Source organism: Streptomyces sp. NPDC059850 (assembly GCF_042731515.1).
Taxonomy (GTDB): domain Bacteria; phylum Actinomycetota; class Actinomycetes; order Streptomycetales; family Streptomycetaceae; genus Streptomyces.
Window position 1 is genome coordinate 193,294 of the sequence record NZ_JBHWJI010000009.1, and the last position, 19,172, is coordinate 212,465.

17 protein-coding genes are annotated in these 19,172 nt (G+C 72.7%); 9 read left to right on the top strand and 8 right to left on the bottom strand.

Annotated features, from left to right (window positions below):
- Positions 1-33: 33 nt before the first annotated feature.
- The gene (locus tag ACFV9T_RS10200) at positions 34-2,733 is read right to left on the bottom strand and encodes a SpoIIE family protein phosphatase (protein ID WP_385438158.1); all 2,700 of its coding nucleotides are present in this window, start codon (positions 2,731-2,733) and stop codon (positions 34-36) included.
- Between the two features lie 384 nt (positions 2,734-3,117).
- Here ACFV9T_RS10200 and ACFV9T_RS10205 point away from each other — a divergent pair, with 384 nt between their 5' ends.
- A complete protein-coding gene (locus tag ACFV9T_RS10205; RefSeq protein ID WP_385438160.1) occupies positions 3,118-5,082 on the top strand; it encodes a family 20 glycosylhydrolase in 1,965 nt (654 codons plus the stop codon).
- A 7-nt stretch (positions 5,083-5,089) separates the two neighbouring features.
- Here the strand turns inward: ACFV9T_RS10205 and ACFV9T_RS10210 are convergent, their stop codons facing one another.
- The 7 genes from ACFV9T_RS10210 to ACFV9T_RS10240 all read right to left on the bottom strand — a co-directional run bounded on the left by ACFV9T_RS10210 (position 5,090) and on the right by ACFV9T_RS10240 (position 11,398).
- The gene (locus ACFV9T_RS10210) at positions 5,090-5,911 is read right to left on the bottom strand and encodes an HpcH/HpaI aldolase/citrate lyase family protein (protein WP_385438210.1); all 822 of its coding nucleotides are present in this window, start codon (positions 5,909-5,911) and stop codon (positions 5,090-5,092) included.
- A 2-nt stretch (positions 5,912-5,913) separates the two neighbouring features.
- On the bottom strand, positions 5,914-6,783 hold the full coding sequence (locus ACFV9T_RS10215; protein WP_385438163.1) for a hypothetical protein: 870 nt from the start codon (positions 6,781-6,783) through the stop codon (positions 5,914-5,916).
- Between the two features lie 33 nt (positions 6,784-6,816).
- The gene (locus tag ACFV9T_RS10220; protein ID WP_385438165.1) at positions 6,817-8,295 is read right to left on the bottom strand and encodes an aldehyde dehydrogenase; all 1,479 of its coding nucleotides are present in this window, start codon (positions 8,293-8,295) and stop codon (positions 6,817-6,819) included.
- A 32-nt stretch (positions 8,296-8,327) separates the two neighbouring features.
- Positions 8,328-8,948, bottom strand: a complete 621-nt coding sequence (locus ACFV9T_RS10225) for a thiamine pyrophosphate-dependent enzyme (RefSeq protein WP_385438167.1) — start codon at positions 8,946-8,948, stop codon at positions 8,328-8,330.
- Positions 8,948-9,484 carry a phosphonopyruvate decarboxylase gene (locus tag ACFV9T_RS10230; RefSeq protein WP_385438169.1) on the bottom strand — a complete coding sequence of 179 codons (537 nt, stop codon included), beginning with the start codon at positions 9,482-9,484 and terminating at the stop codon, positions 8,948-8,950. The genes ACFV9T_RS10225 and ACFV9T_RS10230 overlap by 1 nt, the downstream gene beginning before the upstream one ends.
- 112 nt (positions 9,485-9,596) lie before the next feature.
- Positions 9,597-10,427 (bottom strand): alpha/beta fold hydrolase, encoded by an 831-nt coding sequence (locus ACFV9T_RS10235; protein WP_385438172.1) that lies wholly within the window; start codon positions 10,425-10,427, stop codon positions 9,597-9,599.
- The gene (locus ACFV9T_RS10240; protein WP_385438175.1) at positions 10,424-11,398 is read right to left on the bottom strand and encodes a LysR family transcriptional regulator; all 975 of its coding nucleotides are present in this window, start codon (positions 11,396-11,398) and stop codon (positions 10,424-10,426) included. Before ACFV9T_RS10240 ends, ACFV9T_RS10235 begins: the two co-directional genes overlap by 4 nt.
- A gap of 175 nt (positions 11,399-11,573) precedes the next feature.
- Here ACFV9T_RS10240 and ACFV9T_RS10245 point away from each other — a divergent pair, with 175 nt between their 5' ends.
- The 8 genes from ACFV9T_RS10245 to ACFV9T_RS10280 all read left to right on the top strand — a co-directional run bounded on the left by ACFV9T_RS10245 (position 11,574) and on the right by ACFV9T_RS10280 (position 19,132).
- A complete protein-coding gene (locus ACFV9T_RS10245; protein ID WP_385438177.1) occupies positions 11,574-12,758 on the top strand; it encodes a CaiB/BaiF CoA transferase family protein in 1,185 nt (394 codons plus the stop codon).
- A 36-nt stretch (positions 12,759-12,794) separates the two neighbouring features.
- Positions 12,795-13,958: an acyl-CoA dehydrogenase family protein gene (locus ACFV9T_RS10250; RefSeq protein WP_385438179.1), complete on the top strand. Its 1,164-nt coding sequence runs from the start codon at positions 12,795-12,797 to the stop codon at positions 13,956-13,958.
- 97 nt (positions 13,959-14,055) lie between these two features.
- Positions 14,056-14,727, top strand: a complete 672-nt coding sequence (locus tag ACFV9T_RS10255; protein WP_385438181.1) for an RraA family protein — start codon at positions 14,056-14,058, stop codon at positions 14,725-14,727.
- A complete protein-coding gene (locus ACFV9T_RS10260; RefSeq protein ID WP_385438183.1) occupies positions 14,727-15,377 on the top strand; it encodes an RraA family protein in 651 nt (216 codons plus the stop codon). Before ACFV9T_RS10255 ends, ACFV9T_RS10260 begins: the two co-directional genes overlap by 1 nt.
- On the top strand, positions 15,374-15,991 hold the full coding sequence (locus tag ACFV9T_RS10265; protein ID WP_385438185.1) for an RraA family protein: 618 nt from the start codon (positions 15,374-15,376) through the stop codon (positions 15,989-15,991). Before ACFV9T_RS10260 ends, ACFV9T_RS10265 begins: the two co-directional genes overlap by 4 nt.
- Positions 15,988-16,875 (top strand): LysR family transcriptional regulator, encoded by an 888-nt coding sequence (locus ACFV9T_RS10270; RefSeq protein ID WP_385438187.1) that lies wholly within the window; start codon positions 15,988-15,990, stop codon positions 16,873-16,875. The genes ACFV9T_RS10265 and ACFV9T_RS10270 overlap by 4 nt, the downstream gene beginning before the upstream one ends.
- 16 nt (positions 16,876-16,891) lie before the next feature.
- Positions 16,892-17,716: an alpha/beta fold hydrolase gene (locus tag ACFV9T_RS10275; RefSeq protein ID WP_385438189.1), complete on the top strand. Its 825-nt coding sequence runs from the start codon at positions 16,892-16,894 to the stop codon at positions 17,714-17,716.
- 54 nt (positions 17,717-17,770) lie between these two features.
- A complete protein-coding gene (locus tag ACFV9T_RS10280; protein ID WP_385438191.1) occupies positions 17,771-19,132 on the top strand; it encodes a Gfo/Idh/MocA family protein in 1,362 nt (453 codons plus the stop codon).
- Positions 19,133-19,172: the final 40 nt, after the last annotated feature.

Consider the following 19,172-nt stretch of genomic DNA (forward strand, 5'->3'; position numbering starts at 1 on the left):
GGCTGCTCTTCCTTGCCGGTGCGGCGGTGCTCGCTACGTCGACACGTCGTCCAGGTCGTCCCACTGGGCCAGCAGGTCTTCCTCGGTGGGTTCGGGGCCGGGGGCGGCGGCGGTGAGGGGTTGCTCGGCCCAGATGATCTTGCCGGTGGGGGTGTAGCGCGTGCCCCAGCGCTGGGCGAACTGGGCCACCAGGAACAGACCCCGGCCGCCCTCGTCCGTGGAGGCGGCGCGGCGCAGATGCGGGGAGGTGCTGCTGCCGTCGGAGACCTCGCAGATGAGGCTGCGGTCGTGGACGAGGCGGACGTGGATGGGGCCGGAGCCGTAGCGGATGGCGTTGGTGACCAGCTCGCTGAGGATGAGTTCGGTGGTGAAGCCGCTCTCCTCCAGGCCCCATCCGGCCAGCCGCCGGGCGGCCTCGGCGCGGATTCCGGCGACGGCGGCGGGGTCGGCGGGGACGTCCCATTCGGCGACCGAGCCGGGGTCCACGAGGTGGGTGCGGGCGACGAGGAGGGCGATGTCGTCGCGCGGGTGCGCGGAGGTCATGGCCTCGAAGACGGCCCGGCAGATCTCCTCGGGGCCGCGCTCGGGGTGGCCCGCCAGGGTGCTGCGCAGCAGGCGCAGCCCGGTGTCCCGGTCCCGGTCGCGGTCCTCGACCAGACCGTCGGTGTAGAGGGCCAGCCTGCTCCCCTCGGGCAGCAGCATCTCGGTCGTCTCGACGGGTTCGCCGCCGAGCCCGAGCGGCGGGGCGAGGGGGACTTCGGGGAAGGTGACGGTGCCGTCGGGGTAGGTCAGGGCGGGGCCCGGATGGCCCGCCCGGGCCATGGTGCAGCGGCCGGAGACCGGGTCGTAGATCGCGTACAGGCAGGTGGCGCCGCTGATCGGCGCGGCGTCGGTGTCCGTGGCGACCTGGTCCTGGTCGAAGCGGGTGACCAGCTCGTCGAGGTGGCTGAGGATCTCGTCCGGCGGCAGGTCGAGCGCGGAGAAGTTGTGCACGGCGGTGCGCAGCCGCCCCATGGTGGCGGCGGCGTGCAGCCCGTGGCCGACGACATCGCCGACGACGAGGGCGACCCGGGCGCCGGGCAGCGGGATGACGTCGAACCAGTCGCCGCCGACCCCGGCCTGGGCGGGCAGGTAGCGGTGCGCCACCTCCAGGGCGTCCTGTTCGGGCAGGCCCTGCGGCAGCAGGCTGCGCTGGAGGGTGACGGCCATGGAGTGCTCGCGGGTGTAGCGGCGGGCGTTGTCGATGGCGACGGCGGCGCGCGCGACCAGCTCCTCGGTGAGGGCCACGTCGTCCTGGTCGAACGGTTCGGACTTCTCGGAACGCCAGAAGGTGGCGATGCCCAGGGTGACGTCGCGGGCGCGCAGCGGAATGGTGATCATCGAGTGGATGCCGTATTCGACGATCCGGACGGCCTGCTCGGGATCCTGCTCCTGCCATCCGGCGAAGTCGCGGATGTCGGCGTCGAGCACCGGCCGCCCGGCGCCGAAGCCGAGCGCCTGCGGCGCGCCGCGCACGTACGTCGTCCGCTTGCCGACCCGCCACAGCGGGTGGTCCTCGCGGATGCCGAAGGTGGCCGTACGGCACATGGCGTCGCCCGACGGCTCGTCGCCGCGCAGCACCGGGTCCACCAGGTCGACGGTGGCGAAGTCGGCGAACCACGGCACCGCGAAGCGGGTCAGCTCCTCGGTGGTGCGGGAGATGTCGAGGGTGGTGCCGATCTTCGCGCCCGAGTCGTACAGCAGCCGCAGCCGCTTCTCCGCCACCTCGGCCTGGCCGGACAGGGCGCGCAGTTCGGTGGTGTCCCGGAGGGTGGCGACGCTGCCGGGGAGGCCGCCGTCCCACTCGGTGGAGCGCTGGTTGACGGCCAGCAGCCGGTCCCCCGCGAGATGCACCTCGTCGGTGGCCACCCGGCCGGAGGACAGCAGCTCGGCGGTGCGCGGTTCGAGGCCCAGGTCGCCGACGTGGCGGCCCTCGGCGTCCGGGGGCAGGTCGAGCAGCCGGCTCGCCTCGTCGTTGATGAGGACGAGGCGGCCGTGGCCGTCGACGATGAGCACGCCCTCGCGGACGGAGTGCAGCACCGCGTCGTGGTGCTCGTACATCCGGGTCATCTGGGCCGGGCCCAGGCCGTGGGTCTGCCGCCGCAGCCGCCGCCCGACCAGGGCGGTACCGGCGGTGGCGAGGGCGAGCGCGCCTCCGGCCGCGCCGAGGACCAGCGGCAGCTGGCGGGTGACCCGGCCGCTCACGTCCTGGGCGGTCATCCCGGCGCAGACCACACCGACGACCGTTCCGTCGGCCCGCCGGATCGGGACCGTGGCCTGCACTTCTTTGCCGAGGGGGCCCTGCACGGTCTCGGTGACGACCTCGCCGCGCAGCGCGGGCTTGTAGTCGGCGATGAGCTGCTTGCCGATCTGCCGCGGCAGCGGGTGGGTATAGCGGACGCCCTTGGGGTTCGCCGCGACCACGAAGTCCAGGCCCGACCGCTTACGGACCTCCTCGGCCCGTGGCTGGAGGACGGCGGACGGGCGGCGGGACGTCATGGCCTCCGCCGTGCCCGGTGAGCCCGCGAAGGCCTGGGCCACGGCGGTCGACCGGTTGACGGCCTCCTGCTCGCTGTCGTTCCGGGCCTGCAGGACGAGCGCCAGTGTCGCCACGGCGATGAGCATGACGACGACGATCGCCTGTACGGCGAATACCTGTCCGGCGATGCTGCGCACGCCAAGAAGGGAGCGCAAGCGTCCCCGCGACCGGACAGGCGGGGAGGGCTTCGATCGACCGAAAAATCCGATCACCCCCTATTCCTAACACCTCACGGTGCCGGGACGTGAGCAGCCAGAGGGAGACAGTACCCGCGATGGGGCGGTTGATACGTTCCAGTCACACAGCGATGACCAGGGGTCTCTTTGCGTAGGGGTTCCCAGGGGCGGGGTTCGTGGGGCGGGAGGGAGGGGAAGGACCCTGCCGCCGGGCCCTGGTTCTCTGTGTGTCCGTCCGGCATCCGCACCACTTGTTGTCCGTCACGGCCGCCGCCCCGAGGGCGGGCGGCCCGCTGCGCATGGAGGCGAGTGCCGTTGTCGACACGTCATCACAGATTCCGTCATCACGGATTCAGGGCCACGGTGGGGGCCGTGGTCCTGGCGGTGCTGGCCCTGCTGGTGCCCGCCGCGGCGGCCGGGTCCGCCGCCGCGTCCGGCCCTGGGGCGGCAGCCGGGCGCGCCGCGGCCGCGCCCGGTGTGATCCCGGCCCCGGTGCGGTGGACCGGGCAGGACGGCACGCTGCGGCTGGCCGCCACGGCGGCGGTGGTCGCGCGGACGGCGGAGCTGCGCGGTGACGCCGGGACGTTCGCCGACGATCTGGCCGACGCCACGGGGCTGCGGCTGCCCGTGGTGACCGGCGGGGACGGCGCGGCGGGCGATGTGGTGCTGGGGGTGGACCCGTCCCGTAAGGATCTGGGCGCGGAGGGGTACGAACTGGTCGTCGGCGACACCGTACGGATCACCGGGGCCACGGCCGCCGGGGCGTTCCTGGGGACCCGGACCGTGCTGCAGATGCTCGGCGGCGGGCGCGAGCTGCCGCACGGCAGCACGGTGGATGTGCCCCGGTACGCCGAGCGCGGGGTGGGGGTGTGCGCCTGCTACATCCACGTGTCCCTGGACTGGTTCGAGCGGCTGATGCGCGAGATGGCGTATCTGAAGCTGAACCAGCTGTGGATCGAGGCGAAGGTGGCCAGCGACGACTACCCGAAGACGAAGTTCTGGGGCTACTACACCAAGGACGAGGTGCGGCGGCTGTCGGCGATGGCCCGGAAGTACCACATCACGCTCGTCCCGGAGATCAACTCCCCCGGGCACATCGACCCGTATCTGCGGGACCATCCCGAGCTGCAGCTCACGGACACCAAGGGGACCCGTTCGCCGTCCCGGCTGGACATCACCCGGCCCGAGGCGTTCGCCTTCTACACCGGGCTGCTGGACGAGGCGCTGACCGTGTGGGACACCCCGTACTGGCACATGGGCGCGGACGAGTACATGCTGGGCTCCGACTACGCCGCCTACCCGCAGATCTCGGCGTACGCCAAGGCCAAGTACGGCGCCCGGGCCACTCCGCAGGACGCGTTCGTGGACTTCGTCAACCGGGTCGATGACCATGTGCGCGCGGGCGGGCGGACCCTGCGGATCTGGAACGACGGGCTGACCGGCGACAACACCGTCCCCGTGAACAAGGACATCCGGGTCGAGCACTGGATCTCCGAGCCCGAGCAGCCGCCGTCGGCCCTGCTCGCCCAGGGCCATCAGGTGATGAACTCGGCCTACGCGCTCTACCTCATCCGGGGCGGCTCCCCCATGAAGACGCGGGAGCTGTACGAGAGCGACTGGACACCGCTGCGCTTCGAGGGCGAGACGCTGAGCGGCCCCCAGCCGGGCATCACCGGGGCGAAGATCACCATGTGGCCGGACTCGGCGGCGGCCCAGACCGAGAACGAGGTCGAGACGGAGGCGTATCTGCCACTGCGCTTCCTCGCCCAGGCCACCTGGGGAGGCCCGAAACCGGCCGCCACGTACGACGGGTTCAGCACACTCGCCCGGACCATCGGCCACGCGCCCGGCTGGGAGAACACGGTGCGGCTGCCGGTGAAGGACGGTACGTACGCCCTCACCCTGCCCGGCTCCGCCACCCGGCTGACCACGGGCGGCGGCGAGGGCGCCACCGCGCGGTTCGGGGACGACAGCGGCGCGGCGTGGCGGCTGGCGGCCACCTCGGACGGTTACTACACGCTGCGCGCCGTACGCGGTGGCACGGCAACCGGCTACTGCCTGGACATGGTGAAGGGCGCCCGCTACCTGGGCGCCCCGCTGGAGGCGGGCGCCACGGTCACCACGCAGACGTGCTCGGCCACGGCCCGCACCCAGCGGTGGCAGCTGATCGGCACCGGGACGCGGGTACGGCTGGTCAACGCCATCTCGCAGCTCGGCCTCGCGCAGCGCGCCGCCGACGGAGTGGCGGTGCAGCAGCCGCCGGACCAGCAGGCGGCGGCCGAGCTGCGGCCGGTGGCCACCGCCGCGTCGGCCCGGGGCGGCGGCTGAGCGTCGCTCAGGTGGCGGATCCCGGCCCTCGGGCCAGGATCCGCCGCGCGCGCTCCAGGACCGGCTTGTCCACCATCAGCCCGTCGACCATGGTGACCGAATCTCCGGCGTCGAGCACCGCGCGGGCCCACCGCAGCTCGGCGTCGGAGGCGGCGAAGCCGTCCGCCACCGGCCCGAGCTGCGCGGGGTGGACACAGAGCTTGCCGGTGAAGCCCAGCCGCCGGGCGTGGGCGATGTCGGCGGTGAGGGCGTTGGTGTCCCGTATCGCGGTGGTGACGCCGTCGAGCGGCGGGCCCAGGCCCGTGGCGGCCGAGGCGAGGACCAGCCTGGAGCGCGCGTACGCCAGCGCCGTGTGGTCGTCGGGGGCGACGCCGAGCTGTCCCGCGAGGTCGACGTTGCCGAAGGCCGCGCGGACGGCCCCGGGCGTGGCGCACAGCGCGTGGGCGCGCTCCACGCCGAGGGCGGTCTCGATGAGCGGGATGAGGGCGCACCGGCCTTCGGCGCGCGCGGCGACGTCCGCGAGGACGGCCGCGTCCTCGGCCTTGGGCACCATGACCGGGCAGCCGTGGGCGGCCGCCGTGCCGAGGTCGGCCCCGGCCCAGGGGGTGCCGGGCGGGTTGATCCGTACGACCGCCCGGTTGCCCCGGCCGAGCCAGGCGGACGCCTCGTCGCGCGCCCGGTCCTTGTCCTGCGCCGCGACCGCGTCCTCCAGGTCGATGATGACCAGGTCGGCGCCGGAAGCGGCGGCCTTGTCGAAGCGGTCGGGCCGGTCTCCGGGGACGAACAGCGGATTGCGGGCGGTGGCGATGCGGTCGTGGTCCCGGCTCATGGTCACCTGAACATCACCTCCGCCGTCGCGTGCCGTTCCTCCCGCCGGGTGGCGATGCGCAGCCCGGCGCCGCTGTCGGAGGGGGTACCGGACGCGAGGACACGCTCACCGGCGAACACCGGTCGGCGCAGCCGGTAGGACAGGGAGCGCACCTGCCGCGTCGGGGCGTGGCGGCGGGCCAGTTCCAGCATGAGCAGGACGAGCAGCGGGCCGTGGACGACGGGGCCCGGGTAGCCCTCCTCCCCCTGGGCGTACGGGGTGTCGTAGTGGATGCGGTGGGCGTTCGCGGTGAGCGCGCTGAACCGGAACAGCAGGGTCGGGTCCGGGTGCAGCGGAAGCCGCCACGGTTCGCCGGAGTCGGGGGCGGCGGTGTCGGCGTCGACCGGGGTGTGGCGGGCCGAGCCGCGCCCCGAGCGGTAGACGATGTCCTGTTCCTCGACGAGGCAGAGGTGGCCGCGCTGCCGGAACTCACGGCGTTCGGTGACGAAGAGAAGCTCTCCCGTGCTGCCCTGCTTGGCCGCCACCGTACCCAGGCTGGTGACGCGTTCGGCGGGCTCGCCGAGGCGGAGCGGCCGGGTGGTCTCGCAGCGGCCTCCGGCGATCATCCGCTGCCGGTCGGGGACGGGCGGCAGGAAGTGTCCGTGGCGCGGGTGGCCGTCGCTTCCCAGCTCTCGTTGCGCGGGCCACTGCGGGAAGTACACCCAACTCCACAGTGGCGGCAGGGGATCTCCGGCCTCCGCCACCGGTCCTGGCAGGTCCAGGAGCGCCGCCAGGGCCGCTGCCGGGCCGGTGGCGAGGGGGTCTTCGGCGGTGACCGGCCCGGGTGTCCATGACTGTACGTACGAGCCGAGCGGGGGCGGGGTGGGCTGCATGGTCGTCCGTCCTTGTGTGCTGGGGAGGGCGGGTCAGCGCATCACGAAGGGGTTGCCCGTGGCGGCGCCGGTGTTGATCCAGACGCTCTTGTTCTCCAGGTACGCGGCGATGGCCTCGATGCCGTTCTCGCGGCCGACGCCGGAGTCCTTGACGCCGCCGAAGGGCACCAGCGGGCTCACCGCGCGGTAGGTGTTGACCCAGACCGTGCCGGAGCGGACGCGGTCGGACATGCGGAAGGCGCGGCCGATGTCGCTGGTCCACACGCCCGCCCCGAGGCCGTAGCGGCTGTCGTTGGCGAGGGCGACGGCCTCGTCCTCGTCGCGGAACGGGATGACCGCGAGGACGGGGCCGAAGACCTCCTCCTGGGCGATGCGCATGCTGTTGCGGACACCGGTGAAGATGGTCGGTTCGACGAACCAGCCGCTGCCGCAGCCGGGCCGGGTGGCGGCCTTCCCGCCCAGGGCGAGCGCGGCGCCCTCCCGCTGGGCGATGTCGACGTAGTCGAGCACCTTGGCGTACTGCGCGGGCGTGGTGACGGGGCCGACCTGGGTGTGCTCGTCCATGGGGTCGCCCATGCGCGCGGTGCGCGCGAGGTCCACCACGCGGCGGACCACCTCGTCGTGCACGCTCTCCTGGACCAGGAGCCGGGAACCGGCGATGCAGGTCTGGCCGGTCGCGGCGAAGATGCCGGAGACGGCGCCGTTGGCGGCCGCCTCCAGGTCGGCGTCGGCGAAGACGATGTTGGGGGACTTTCCGCCGAGTTCCAGGCTGACGTGCTTGAAGTCGCGGGCGGCGGCCCGGTTGATGTGGCGGCCGGTGGAGTCGGAACCTGTGAAACTGATCTTCCGGACCAGCGGGTGTTCCACCAGGGTGGCCCCGACGTCCTCGCCGAAGCCGGTGACGACGTTGACCACACCGGGTGGCAGCCCCGCCTCGTGGAAGAGCCGGACGAGTTCCAGCGTCGAGGCGGAGGTGAACTCCGATGGCTTGACGACCACCGTGCACCCGGCGGCCAGGGCCGGGGCGATCTTCCAGGCCAGCAGCATCAGCGGGGAGTTCCACGGGGTGATGGCCGCGACGACCCCGACGGGCTCCTTCTTGGTGTAGGTGAAGTAGCCCTTCTTGTCGATCGGGATGACGGTGCCCTCGACCTTGTCGGCGAGCCCGCCGTAGTACGCGAACCACTCGGGCAGATAGCGCAGTTGGCCGTACATCTCGGTGAAGAGCTTGCCGTTGTCGCGGACTTCGGTCTCGGCGAGGCGGCGGGCGTTCGCGGCGATCGTGTCACCGAGCCGCCGCAGCAGCGCGCCCCGCGCCCCGGCGGTCAGTTCGGCCCACGGGCCGGTGTGCAGGGCGCGGTGGGCGGCCCGTACGGCGTCGTCCACGTCGCTGGGGGCGCCCTGGGCGATCTCGGCCCAGGGGGTGCCCAGGTAGGGGTTGTCGGTGGGGAACCACGCGCCGGTGGCGGATGCGCGGTTCTCGCCGTCGATGAACATGTCGTAGCGCTGCATGGGGATTCCCGTTCCGGCGGTACGCCGCCGCGTCAGAAGGTGCTCAGGCCGAGCGCGGCGCGGAAGGTGTTCTTGTTGGCCACGCCATCGCGCGGGGGCAGGGCGCGCGGCGGCTCGCTGGTGGTGATCAGCACCTGTGCGTACGTGGTCGCGGTGCGCGCCCGGATGCGGTCGGCGAGGTCGTCGGTCTGGGTGTGGTCGGTGACGCGCAGGGCGCCGGGGATGCCGAACCCCCGCGCCACGGCGACCAGATCGGTGCCGAGGCCGGTGTGACTGGGCTGCATGCCGGTCTCGCCGAAGTGCGCGTTGTCCAGGACGACGACGGTGAGGTTGGGCGGGAGGACGGCGCCGATGGTGGCCAGTGAGCCGATGCCCATCAGGTGTTCACCGTCGCCGGTGACCGCGACGACCGGGCGCTCCGGCCGGGCCAGGGCGAGGCCGAGGGCGAGCGGTGCGGCGGCGCCCATCGCGCCCCAGAGGTAGAAGGTGCCGGGGCGGTCTCCGGCGGCGAACACGTCGTAGCCGGGCGAGCCGAGCCCGGTCACCACCAGGGCGTCCTGCGGCAGGCGGGAGACCAGGTCGGCGACGAAGCGGCGCCGGTCCAGGCGCTCGTCCAACTCGCCCGTACGGACCTCGGTGTCGGTGGCGGCCATCAGTCGCGCTCCCACTTCTTGCGGCCGATCAGTTTCTGTCCGAGGAGCACGGCCACGCGCTCCCCCGCCCCGAACACCGCGTCCATGGCCGCCTCGACGGTCTCCTCGACCTCCTCGGGGGCGTCGGCCCGCAGGACGGTGACGCCCATGAGTTCCAGGGCCTGCTGGGTGGCGCGGCCCATGGGGCCCTGCCACGGGTTGAACTCGGCGTACTCGCCCCGCATCGTCACCAGCGTGAGGAAGGGGAACCCGGCCAGCTGCGGCAGGGAGAACATGTTGACGCAGTTGCCGACGCCGCTGCTCTGCATCAGCAGCACCGCGCGCTGTCCGCCCAGCCACGCGCCGCTGACCACGGCCACGCCCTCTTCCTCGGTGGTCAGGACCACATCGTGGATGTCGGGGTCCCGCCGCGCCTCACGGATGACGTGGGAGTGCCCGGAGTCCGGCACATAGGCGATCTGCTGGACGCCCCGTTTCTTCAGGGCGGTGAACACGGCCTCCTGCCACGCAGGCGCCGGTGCATGGGTCTGGGTCATCCGCTGCGACTCCACTGCTCGGTCGGCTCGGGTCGTCCCACATCATGTGGGCTGATGGCCGGGGTTGAACAATAGAAAGCGGTGATGGACACATGCGGTCATGGCATGGGGTTCAGCGAGCGGGCTCCGCCGGAGACGTTGCCAGGAACGACGACACGATCGCGCTCGCCCGCATCCGGCACTCGTCGAAATAGCCGTGCCGCGCGCCCTCGAAGAGGTGCGTACGGGCGTCCGGGATACGGGACGCGAGCAGCGGCGCGTTGGCCGCCGGGGTGAGCCGGTCGTCGTCCCCGTGCAGGATCAGCGTGGGCGCGCCGATCTCCGGCAGGACGTCCCAGGCGTCGTGTTCGTTGCTGGCCACCAGGTGGCGCCGCCGCGCGTGCGGGGGCATGCCGGGGTCGCCGAGGGTCGTGTACGGGCCGGGGTGCGCGGACCGCCACGCCGGGGTGTACATCAGGTCGATGAGCGCCTCCCGCGACGCCCGTGGGTCGGGCTGGATCAGGGAGCGGCGTACGGCGTTGTCGCGCTCGGTGGCGCGTGGCCCGCCGGGTGAGGTGCAGCCGAGCACCAGCCGCCGGACACGGGCCGGGTGGCGGGCGGCGATCCACTGCGCCACCCGGCCGCCCATGGAGGTCCCGTACAGATCGGCGCGCTCGATGCCCAGGTGGTCGAGGACGGCGATGACATCGTCGGCGAGGCCCCGCGTGGAGTAGGGCTCGTCGGGCTTTCCGCTGTCTCCGGTGCCGCGCCAGTCGAGGGTGAGGGTGCTGTGCGTGGTGTGGAAGTCCGCTCGTACGCCGTCCCACCAGTGGTGGTTGTTCGCCTGGCCCGCGAGCAGCACCAGCGGCGGCCCGGTTCCCTCGCGCTGGTAGGCCAGCGGGGTGCCGTCCAGGGCGCGGGCGTGTCCATGGTTCAGCTGTGGCCCGGCGTCGGTGTCCGTCACGTGTTCCTCGCCTTTCTCGTCGCGTCGTCAGGGCGCGTGGGCTGCGGGTGCAGTCGCGCGGAGGGCCAGCTGCCCTCCCGTACGGCCGATTCGATGTGCCGGATCAGTTCCCGGGCGACGGCCTCCACCGCGGGTGGGGTCCGCCCGGCGCGCGAGGTGCCCAGGACGATCGAGCGCCACACGTCGGGTTCACACAGCGGTGCGGCGCTCAGAGTGCCCCGGGCCACGTCCTCGGCGATGCCCATCCCGGGCAGGATCGTCCAGCCGTGTCCGGCCTGGACGAGGTGTTTCTGCACCCGCATCGAGTTGGTCTGCACGGCGACGTCCATCTCGACCCCGGCCCGTCCGGCGGCTCCGTCGATCAGGCTGCGCAGGGCGTGGCCGGAGGCGGGCATGACGAGGGGATGCGCGGCGGCTCGCGCGAAGGGGACGGGGCGGTCGGCGCGAAGGCCCTCGGACGGTGGCGCGGCCGCCCACAGGTTCTCCCGCACCAGCGGGCGGGCGTTCAGCGATGGGGTGCTGGACAGGTTGTAGAGCAGGGTCAGGTCCAGGTCACCGGCGTCCAGCCACTGCTGGAGGTGGCCGGAGTACGCCGTCATCAGGCGCAGCTCGATGCCCGGCTGGTCCCGGGCGAGGGCGGACACCAGCGGCTCCGCCAGCAGGTCGGTGGTGCTCTCCAGCAGGCCCACGGTGACGATGCCGGTGAGCAGGCCCGGGGTCGGCTGCACCTCGGCGCGGGCGCGCTCCAGCTCGTTCAGGGCGCGGCGGGCCCGGTCGACCATGATGGTGCCCGCCTCCGTGGGCCGCATGCCCTGCCGGGTGCGCTCGAAGAGGGGGACGCCGAGTTCCTGCTCCAGGGTGCGGATCTGCCGGGTCACCGCGGGCTGGACCAGGTGGAGCAGTTCCGCGGCCCGGGTCACGCTCCCGGCCTCGGCGACCGTGACGAGCGCCTTGAGCTGTCTGACGTCCACCGTCCGCTCCCTCTCCCCCTCGGATATCCGCGCCCCGCATGGGGACATCACTGATCGCTATTTCACCGGAATGGTCATGAGTGGCCATGATGACACCGGGCTCGGAACACCGGACAGCGAGGGTGCCGGGCCACCGCAAGGAGCATGTCCCGGCCAGCCCACTGGAGGTCGTACCGTGCCCGAGCTTCCGCTCTCCGGCATCACCGTCGTCAGCGTCGAACAGGCGGTGGCGGCGCCCTTCGCCACCCGCCAGCTGGCCGATCTGGGGGCCAGGGTCATCAAGGTGGAGCGCCCGGACGGCGGTGACTTCGCCCGGCGGTACGACACCTCGGTGCACGGGGAGTCCAGCTACTTCGTGTGGCTCAACCGGTCGAAGGAGTCCCTGACCCTGGACCTGAAGTCGGCGCGTGGCCGGGACATCGTGGAGCGGCTGCTCGGCGAGGCTGATGTGTTCGTACAGAACCTCGCCCCGGGTGCGGCCGCCCGGCTGGGCCTGGGGGCGGACGCCCTCGCCGAGCGCCATCCGACGCTCATCCCGTGCGCCATCTCCGGCTATGGGACCAGCGGCCCGTGGGCCGACCGCAAGGCCTACGACCTGCTGGTGCAGTGCCAGACCGGACTGGTGTCGCTCACCGGCACCGCCCGGGAGACCGCCAGGGTCGGAGTATCGATCGCCGACATCGCGGCCGGTGTGTACGCGTACTCGGGCATCCTCACGGCCCTGTTCACCCGGGCGACCACGGGCGTGGCCCGCGCAGTGGAAGTGTCGCTGTTCGAGGCCCTGGCCGAATGGATGAGCCAGCCCGCGTACTACACCCGGCACGGCGGCACCCAGCCACCGCGGATGGGCACGCAGCACGCCACCATCGCCCCGTACGGCGCCTACCCGGCCGCCGACGGCAGGGAAGTGCTCTTCTCCGTCCAGAACGAGCGGGAGTGGCGCGCGCTGTGCGACCGGTTCCTGGGCCGCCCGGAGCTGGCGGACGATCCGCGGTTCGCCACCGGACCGGCCCGGGTGGCGCACCGCGAGGAGCTGAACACGATCGTGGCGGAGCGGTTCCGCACGCTGGACAGCGCGCGGGTGAGACAGCTGCTGGACGAGGCGGGCATCGCCAACGCCGGGGTGAACGACGTCGGGGAATTCCTCGAACACCCGGTGCTGGACGGCCGGGAGCGCTGGCGCGACGTGCCCATCCCCGGGGCGGTGGTCCCGGCGCTGCTGCCGCCCGTGGACCTCGCCGGTGTCACGGCCCGGATGGACGCCGTCCCGGCCCTCGGCGAGCACACCGACACGATCCTCACCGCGCTGGGACACAGCGCGGCCGAGATCAGCGGCCTCCGGGCCGAGCGCGTCGTCTGAGCCCGCACAGCATCCGTCATCAAGGAGCGCGACAGCATGAGCACCCTCGACACCCTGCCCGAGGACGAGCGGTTCATCGTCCATACGGTGCGTGACTTCGTCGACCGGGAGGTGAAACCGGTCGTGCGGGAGCTGGAGCACGCCAACACCTATCCCGAGGCCCTGATCGGGCAGCTGAAGCGGCTCGGCGTCTTCGGCCTCGCCATCCCCGAGGAGTACGGCGGCACCCCGGTCTCCACCCCCTGCTACGTCCTGGTCACCGAGGAACTGGCGCGCGGCTGGATGAGCCTGGCGGGGGCGATGGGCGGACACACCGTGGTCTCCAAGCTGCTGCTGCACTTCGGCACCGAGGAGCAGAAGCGCCGCCGTCTGCCGAAGATGGCCACCGGGGAGATCCGCGCCACCATGGCGCTGACCGAACCCGGCGGCGGCTCCGACCTGCAGGCCATGCGCACCGTCGCCCGCCAGGACACCGACGGCTATGTGGTGAACGGGTCGAAGACCTGGATCACCAACTCCCGCCACTCCCAGCTGATCGCCCTGCTCTGCAAGACCGACCCCGACGCCACCCCCGCGCACCAGGGCATCTCCATCCTGCTCGTGGAACACGGGCCGGGCCTGACCGTCTCGCGCGACCTGCCCAAGCTCGGCTACAAGGGCGTCGAGAGCTGCGAACTCTCCTTCGACGGCTACCGCGCCCCGGCCGACGCGGTGCTGGGCGGGGCCGAGGGCGCGGGGTTCGCCCAGATGATGAAGGGCCTGGAGACCGGCAGGCTCCAGGTCGCGGCCCGCGCGCTCGGCGTCGGGCGGGCGGCGTTCGAGGACGCGCTGGCGTACGCGCAGGAGCGCGAGTCGTTCGGCAAGCCGATCTGGCGGCACCAGTCGATCGGCAACTACCTCGCCGACATGGCCACGTCGCTGACCGCCGCCCGGCAGCTCACCCTGCACGCGGCGCGGGAGGCCGACGCGGGGCGGCGCGTGGACATGGAGGCGGGCATGGCGAAGCTGTTCGCCTCCGAGACCGCCATGGAGATCGCGCTCAACGCCGTCCGGATCCACGGGGGTTACGGCTACTCCACCGAGTTCGACGTGGAGCGCTACTTCCGCGACGCACCGCTGATGATCGTCGGCGAGGGCACCAACGAGATCCAGCGGAATGTGATCGCGAGCCAGCTGGTGAAGCGCGGCGGACTCGAATGACCCTCCCCGATCGAGTCACCGGTCGAGTCGCAGCACATATCACAGGCAGACATATCAGGACCTTTACAGTATGGGTCCCGGTTGGTGGACTGGTCGCGTGAACGACGACACGACTCTCCTCACTGCCTACGGCGCCCTGGACAGCGCCGCGGTCAGCGACGCTCTCGACGGGCTGGTCCTGCCCCCCGGTCTCGGCGGCATCAGGCCGGTCTGGGGCCACCGCGCACTGGTGGGATTCGCCGCACCGGTCGAACTCGCACCGGGCACCCCGGACCCGTCCTCGTCCGGGGCACACATCGCCACCTCGGCCGTGGCCACCAGCGGCCCCGAGGACGTCCTGGTGATCGCGGGCGGCGGGCGCACGGACGTCTCCTGCTGGGGCGGGCTGCTGAGCCTGGGCGCCGCCCTGCGCGGGGTGCGCGGCGTGGTGGCCGACGGGGCCTGCCGCGATGTCGGCGAGGCCCGCGAGGCGGGCTTCCCGGTGTACGCCCGCGCCACCACCCCCGTCACCGCGCGGGGACGCCTGCGCCAGGTGTCCTCCGGCGAACCGGTCCGGGTCGGCCCGGCCACGGTGGCGCGGGGGGACATCGTGGTCGCCGACGAGACCGGCGTGGCCTTCGTCCCCCGCGCCCGCGCCCATGAGATTCTGCGGGCCGCCCAGGCGGTGGCCCGGCGCGAGAGCGCCATCGCCGAGGAGCTGCGCGGCGGCGCGTCCCTGCCGGACGCCATGCGGGACGCCCGCCTCGCCGGAACGGAGGAGCCGCACTGATGGACACACCGACCCAGCGGGCCTCGGCCCTGCCGACCGCCGCGCTGTCCGACGCCCTGGACGCCCTGGGGCTGCCCGGCTCCGTCCTCGGCCCGGCGCCGCTGTTCCCCACGGCCGCGCTGACCGGCCCCGCCTTCACCGTCCGCTACGAACCGGCCGACGCCGACAAGGGCAGCGTCGGTGACTTCCTCGACGATGTGCCCCCGGGCGCGGTCGTGGTCATCGACAACGCCGGGCGCACCGACTGCACGGTGTGGGGCGGGATCATGACCCGTACCGCGACGGCCCGCGGTGTCGCGGGCACCGTGATCCACGGCGCCTGCCGCGATGTGGCCACCTCGACCGAGGCGGGCTATCCGGTCTTCAGCAGCGGCCGGTTCATGCGGACCGGCAAGGACCGGGTGCGGCTCGCCTCGGTCGGTACGCCGCTGTCCCTGGACGGTGTTCCGGTGGCCCCGGACGACCTGGTGCGCGGCGACGCCGACGGAGTGGTGGTCGTACCCGCCGCCAGGCTGGCCGAGGTCGTCGAGCTGGCGACACGGATCGAGCACACCGAGCGCGACATCACCGCCGCCGTGCGCGCGGGGAGCGGCCTGCGCGAGGCCCGTGCCGCATTCGGCTACCACCTGCTGCAGCGGAGCAGCCGATGACGGCGCTCGTCACCGGCGGACACTCCACCGCCACGCTGTACGAGGCGTCCGCCGCCGACTGCGCCTGCGCGCCGGGGCTGCGCCCGGTCTGGCCCGGCGCCCGGCTGGCCGGTCCCGCCTACACCGTGCGGGGCGTGGGCGGTGACAACCTCGCGCTGCACCACGCGGTGGCAGCCGCCCCGCCCGGCCATGTCCTCGTCGCCGACCTGCAGGGCGCGGCCTGCGGCCACTGGGGCGAGGTCCTGGCCGTGGCCGCCCAGGCGCGCGGGCTGCTGGGGCTGGTCGTGGACGGCGGCGTACGCGACACCGTCGAACTCGCGGAGCTGGACTTTCCCGTCTTCGCCTCGTCGGTCACGGTCTTCCGCACCACCAAGGACCACCCCGGTGCGCTCGGCGCGCCCCTGGTGCTGCGCGGGGTCCCGGTCGCCACCGGCGACCTGATCGTCGCCGACGCCGACGGTGTCGTCTGCCTGCCCCGCGATGTGGCGCCCTCGGTCGTGGCGCGCGCCGATGAGCGGGTGGCGAAGGAGCGGGACATCCTCGGCCGGATCCGTGACGGACACACCACCCTCGACCTCTACGGCCTGCCGACGAGACGGCGTACGACGCGATGATCGAGGTCCGCCAGGCCCGCTACTTCATCGCGGTCGCCGAGGAACTGCACTTCGGCCGGGCCGCCGAGCGCCTGCAGATGTCGCAGCCGCCACTCAGCCAGGCGATCCGCCACCTGGAGCGGCAGCTCGACGCCCAGCTGCTGGAACGCTCCAGCCGTTCGGTGGCCCTGACCGAGCCCGGCGCCGTCTTTCTGCGGCACTGCTACGCGCTGACGGCCGCCGCCGAGCGCGCCCAAGTGGCCGCGGCGCAGGCGCAGGCGGGCTATCTGGGCACCCTGACCATCGGCGCGGTCACTTCGGCCTTCTCGCAGGCGCTGCCCGCCATCTTCGGCACCTTCCGCGCCGAGCGCCCGCGCATCGAGCTGCGGGTGCGGGAGCTGGACACCACCGAAGGGGTGCAGGGCCTCCTCGACGGACGCCTGGACATCGCCGTGGTCCGCCACACCGGCAACGACGAGCGGCTGCGCTCGGATCCGCTGCGCCGGGACCGGCTGGTGGCCGCCCTCCCCGAAGGGCATCCGCTGGCCGAAGGGGACCACGTGGACCTCGCCGCTCTGGCGGCTGAGCCCTGGGTGTGGATCCCGCGCGCTCTCTCGCCGAGGTATCACGACGAACTCGTGGCGGTCTGCCACCAGGCCGGTTTCAGCCCGGAGCCCCGGCATCAGGCGAACTCCATCCACTCGCAGCTGGCCATGGTCGGCTGCGGTCTGGGCGTCGGCCTCGTGCCGCACACCTCGTCGCGGCCACCGGTGCCCGGCGTGGTCTGCCTGTCCCTGCGGGAGCCCGCCCAGCTCGTCGAACTGGCCGTGGTCCGGCGCGCGGCCGACCCCAGTCCGCTGGTGGCGCAGTTCGTACGGCACGCGTTGCCCGCACAGACGACCTGAGAAAGAGAAACACACCATGCAGCCAAGCAACGCCTTCGCCTGGACGCGGCAGGAGCTGACCGTCGACGGTGTGGCACTCGACGTCGCGACCGCGCACCGCGGCGGGACACGCGCCCCGATCCTGTTCCTGCACGGCTTCGGCTCGACCAAGGAGGACTACACCGACATCGCGCTCCGGCCCGCCTTCGACGGGCATCCGGTCGTGGCGTACGACGCCCCCGGCTGCGGCGACAGCGTCTGCGGGGATCTGACCGCCCTCTCGATCCCCTTCCTGGTGGACACCGCGCTGGCCGTGCTCGACCGGCTCGGCATCGAGCGGTTCCATCTGGTCGGCCACTCGATGGGCGGGCTCACGGCCCTGATGCTGGCCTCCCGCCACCCCGGCCGGGTGCTCAGCTTCGTGGACATCGAGGGCAACGTGGCGCCCGAGGACTGCTTTCTGAGCAGGCAGATCGTCTCCCATCCGGCCGCCGACGACAAAGCCTTCCTCGACGGCTTCATCGAGCGGAACCGGCGCTCCCCCGCCCACGCCGCCCCGCTGTTCGCCTCCTCCCTCCCCCACAAGGTCCGCGCCGGTGCGGTCCGTGGCATCTTCGAGTCGATGGTCGAGCTGAGCGACCACGCGGACCTCATGGCCACGTTCCTGGGGCTGCCGTTTCCCAGGATGTTCATGTACGGCGACCAGAACGCGTCCCTGTCCTATCTGCCACGGCTGGACGCGGCGGGCGTCGAACTCGCCGAGATCCCACAGTGTGGACACTTCCCCATGTACTCCAACCCACCGGCCATGTGGGCCCGCGTCGCCGAGTTCCAGGGGAAGGTGCCCGACCCGTGGTGGTGAGCCACCGATCGGCCTATCCTGCGGACGCGTTGATCGACTTCCTATGGAGGACGCATGACCGTCGGCAGCAGTCCCTCCCGGGCCGTGGTGGTGGGCACCGGATCCCGTGCGCAGATGTTCACCACGGCACTGGCCCGCCGCCCCGGGCTGCGGGTCGCCGCACTGTGCGACCCCAACCCGGTGCGCGTCGCCCACCACCAGCAGCTGCTGAAGGAGGCCGGTGAGCCGGAGGCGGCCGCCTGGAGCCCGGCGGACTTCGAGCGCCGACTGCGTGCGGACGACATCCAGGAAGTCGTCGTGACCTGCGTGGACGCGCTGCACGACGAGTACATCGTGCCCGCGCTGCGGGCCGGTTGCCGGGTGGTCACCGAGAAGCCGATGACCACCGACGCCGCCAAGTGCCGCCGCATCCTCCAGACCGTCGAGGAGACCGGCAACCATCTGGCGGTGGCCTTCAACTACCGCTTCAACCCGGTGCACGAGGAAGTCCACCGGCAGCTCGCCTCGGGCGCCATCGGCGAGGTGCTGTCGGTGCACTTCGAGTGGCTGCTGGACACCCGGCACGGCGCGGACTACTTCCGCCGCTGGCACCGCGAGAAGGAGCACAGCGGCGGGCTGATGGTGCACAAGTCCAGCCACCACTTCGACCTGGTCAACTGGTGGCTGGGGGCCCGGCCGCAGGAGGTGTTCGGCTACGGCAGGCTCGGCTTCTACGGCCGCGAGGCGGGCGAGCGCAGCGGTTACCGCCGCGAGTACGAGCGGGCCCATGGCGCGTCCGCCGCACAGGACGACCCGTTCGCGCTGGAGCTGGCCGACAACGACGCGCTGCGCTCGCTCTACCTCGACGCCGAGGGCGCGGACGGCTACCACCGGGACCGCAATGTGTTCGGCGACGGCATCACCATCGAGGACGACATGTCGCTGCTGGTGCGCTACGACACCGGCGCCACCATGACGTACCACCTCACGGCGTACTCGCCGTGGGAGGGCTACCGCGTGATGTTCAACGGCACCCGTGGACGGCTGGAGCTGGAGGTGGAGGAGAGCCGGTGGCAGCCGCCCGTCCTGGGCACCACCTCCGGACGGGGCACGATCCACGGCGACGAGGCGCTCGCCAACGCGGGCGGCCCGCGCGTGACCCTGCGCCCGCTGTGGGAGCCGCCCCGGGAGGTGGCGCTGCCCGCGTTCGACCACGCGGGACACGGTGGCGGGGACGAGCGCATGCTGACGGCGCTGTACGGCCCCCTCGACCCGGCGGCGGCCACCGGCACGCCTGCCGCCGTGGACGGCTCCGACGCGTCGAAGCAGCGGGCCACCGAGGCGGACGGCGCGCTGGCCCTGGTCACCGGTCTGGCCGCGAACGAGGCGTTCGCCACCGGAAAGCCGGTGGCCACGGCGGATGTGGTGCCGGTGTGAGGTGTGAACGGCGGCTGCGGCGGCTCGCACTGGTCAGCGA

Bases quoted from the DNA above. Each gene is read 5' to 3' on its own strand.
- ACFV9T_RS10210 (WP_385438210.1), bottom strand. From the start codon at position 5,911: ATGAGCCGGGACCACGACCGCATCGCCACCGCCCGCAATCCGCTGTTC.
- ACFV9T_RS10215 (WP_385438163.1), bottom strand. From the start codon at position 6,783: ATGCAGCCCACCCCGCCCCCGCTCGGCTCGTACGTACAGTCATGGACA.
- ACFV9T_RS10220 (WP_385438165.1), bottom strand. From the start codon at position 8,295: ATGCAGCGCTACGACATGTTCATCGACGGCGAGAACCGCGCATCCGCC.
- ACFV9T_RS10225 (WP_385438167.1), bottom strand. From the start codon at position 8,948: ATGGCCGCCACCGACACCGAGGTCCGTACGGGCGAGTTGGACGAGCGC.
- ACFV9T_RS10230 (WP_385438169.1), bottom strand. From the start codon at position 9,484: ATGACCCAGACCCATGCACCGGCGCCTGCGTGGCAGGAGGCCGTGTTC.
- ACFV9T_RS10250 (WP_385438179.1), top strand. From the start codon at position 12,795: ATGAGCACCCTCGACACCCTGCCCGAGGACGAGCGGTTCATCGTCCAT.
- ACFV9T_RS10260 (WP_385438183.1), top strand. From the start codon at position 14,727: ATGGACACACCGACCCAGCGGGCCTCGGCCCTGCCGACCGCCGCGCTG.
- ACFV9T_RS10265 (WP_385438185.1), top strand. From the start codon at position 15,374: ATGACGGCGCTCGTCACCGGCGGACACTCCACCGCCACGCTGTACGAG.
- ACFV9T_RS10270 (WP_385438187.1), top strand. From the start codon at position 15,988: ATGATCGAGGTCCGCCAGGCCCGCTACTTCATCGCGGTCGCCGAGGAA.
- ACFV9T_RS10275 (WP_385438189.1), top strand. From the start codon at position 16,892: ATGCAGCCAAGCAACGCCTTCGCCTGGACGCGGCAGGAGCTGACCGTC.
- ACFV9T_RS10280 (WP_385438191.1), top strand. From the start codon at position 17,771: ATGACCGTCGGCAGCAGTCCCTCCCGGGCCGTGGTGGTGGGCACCGGA.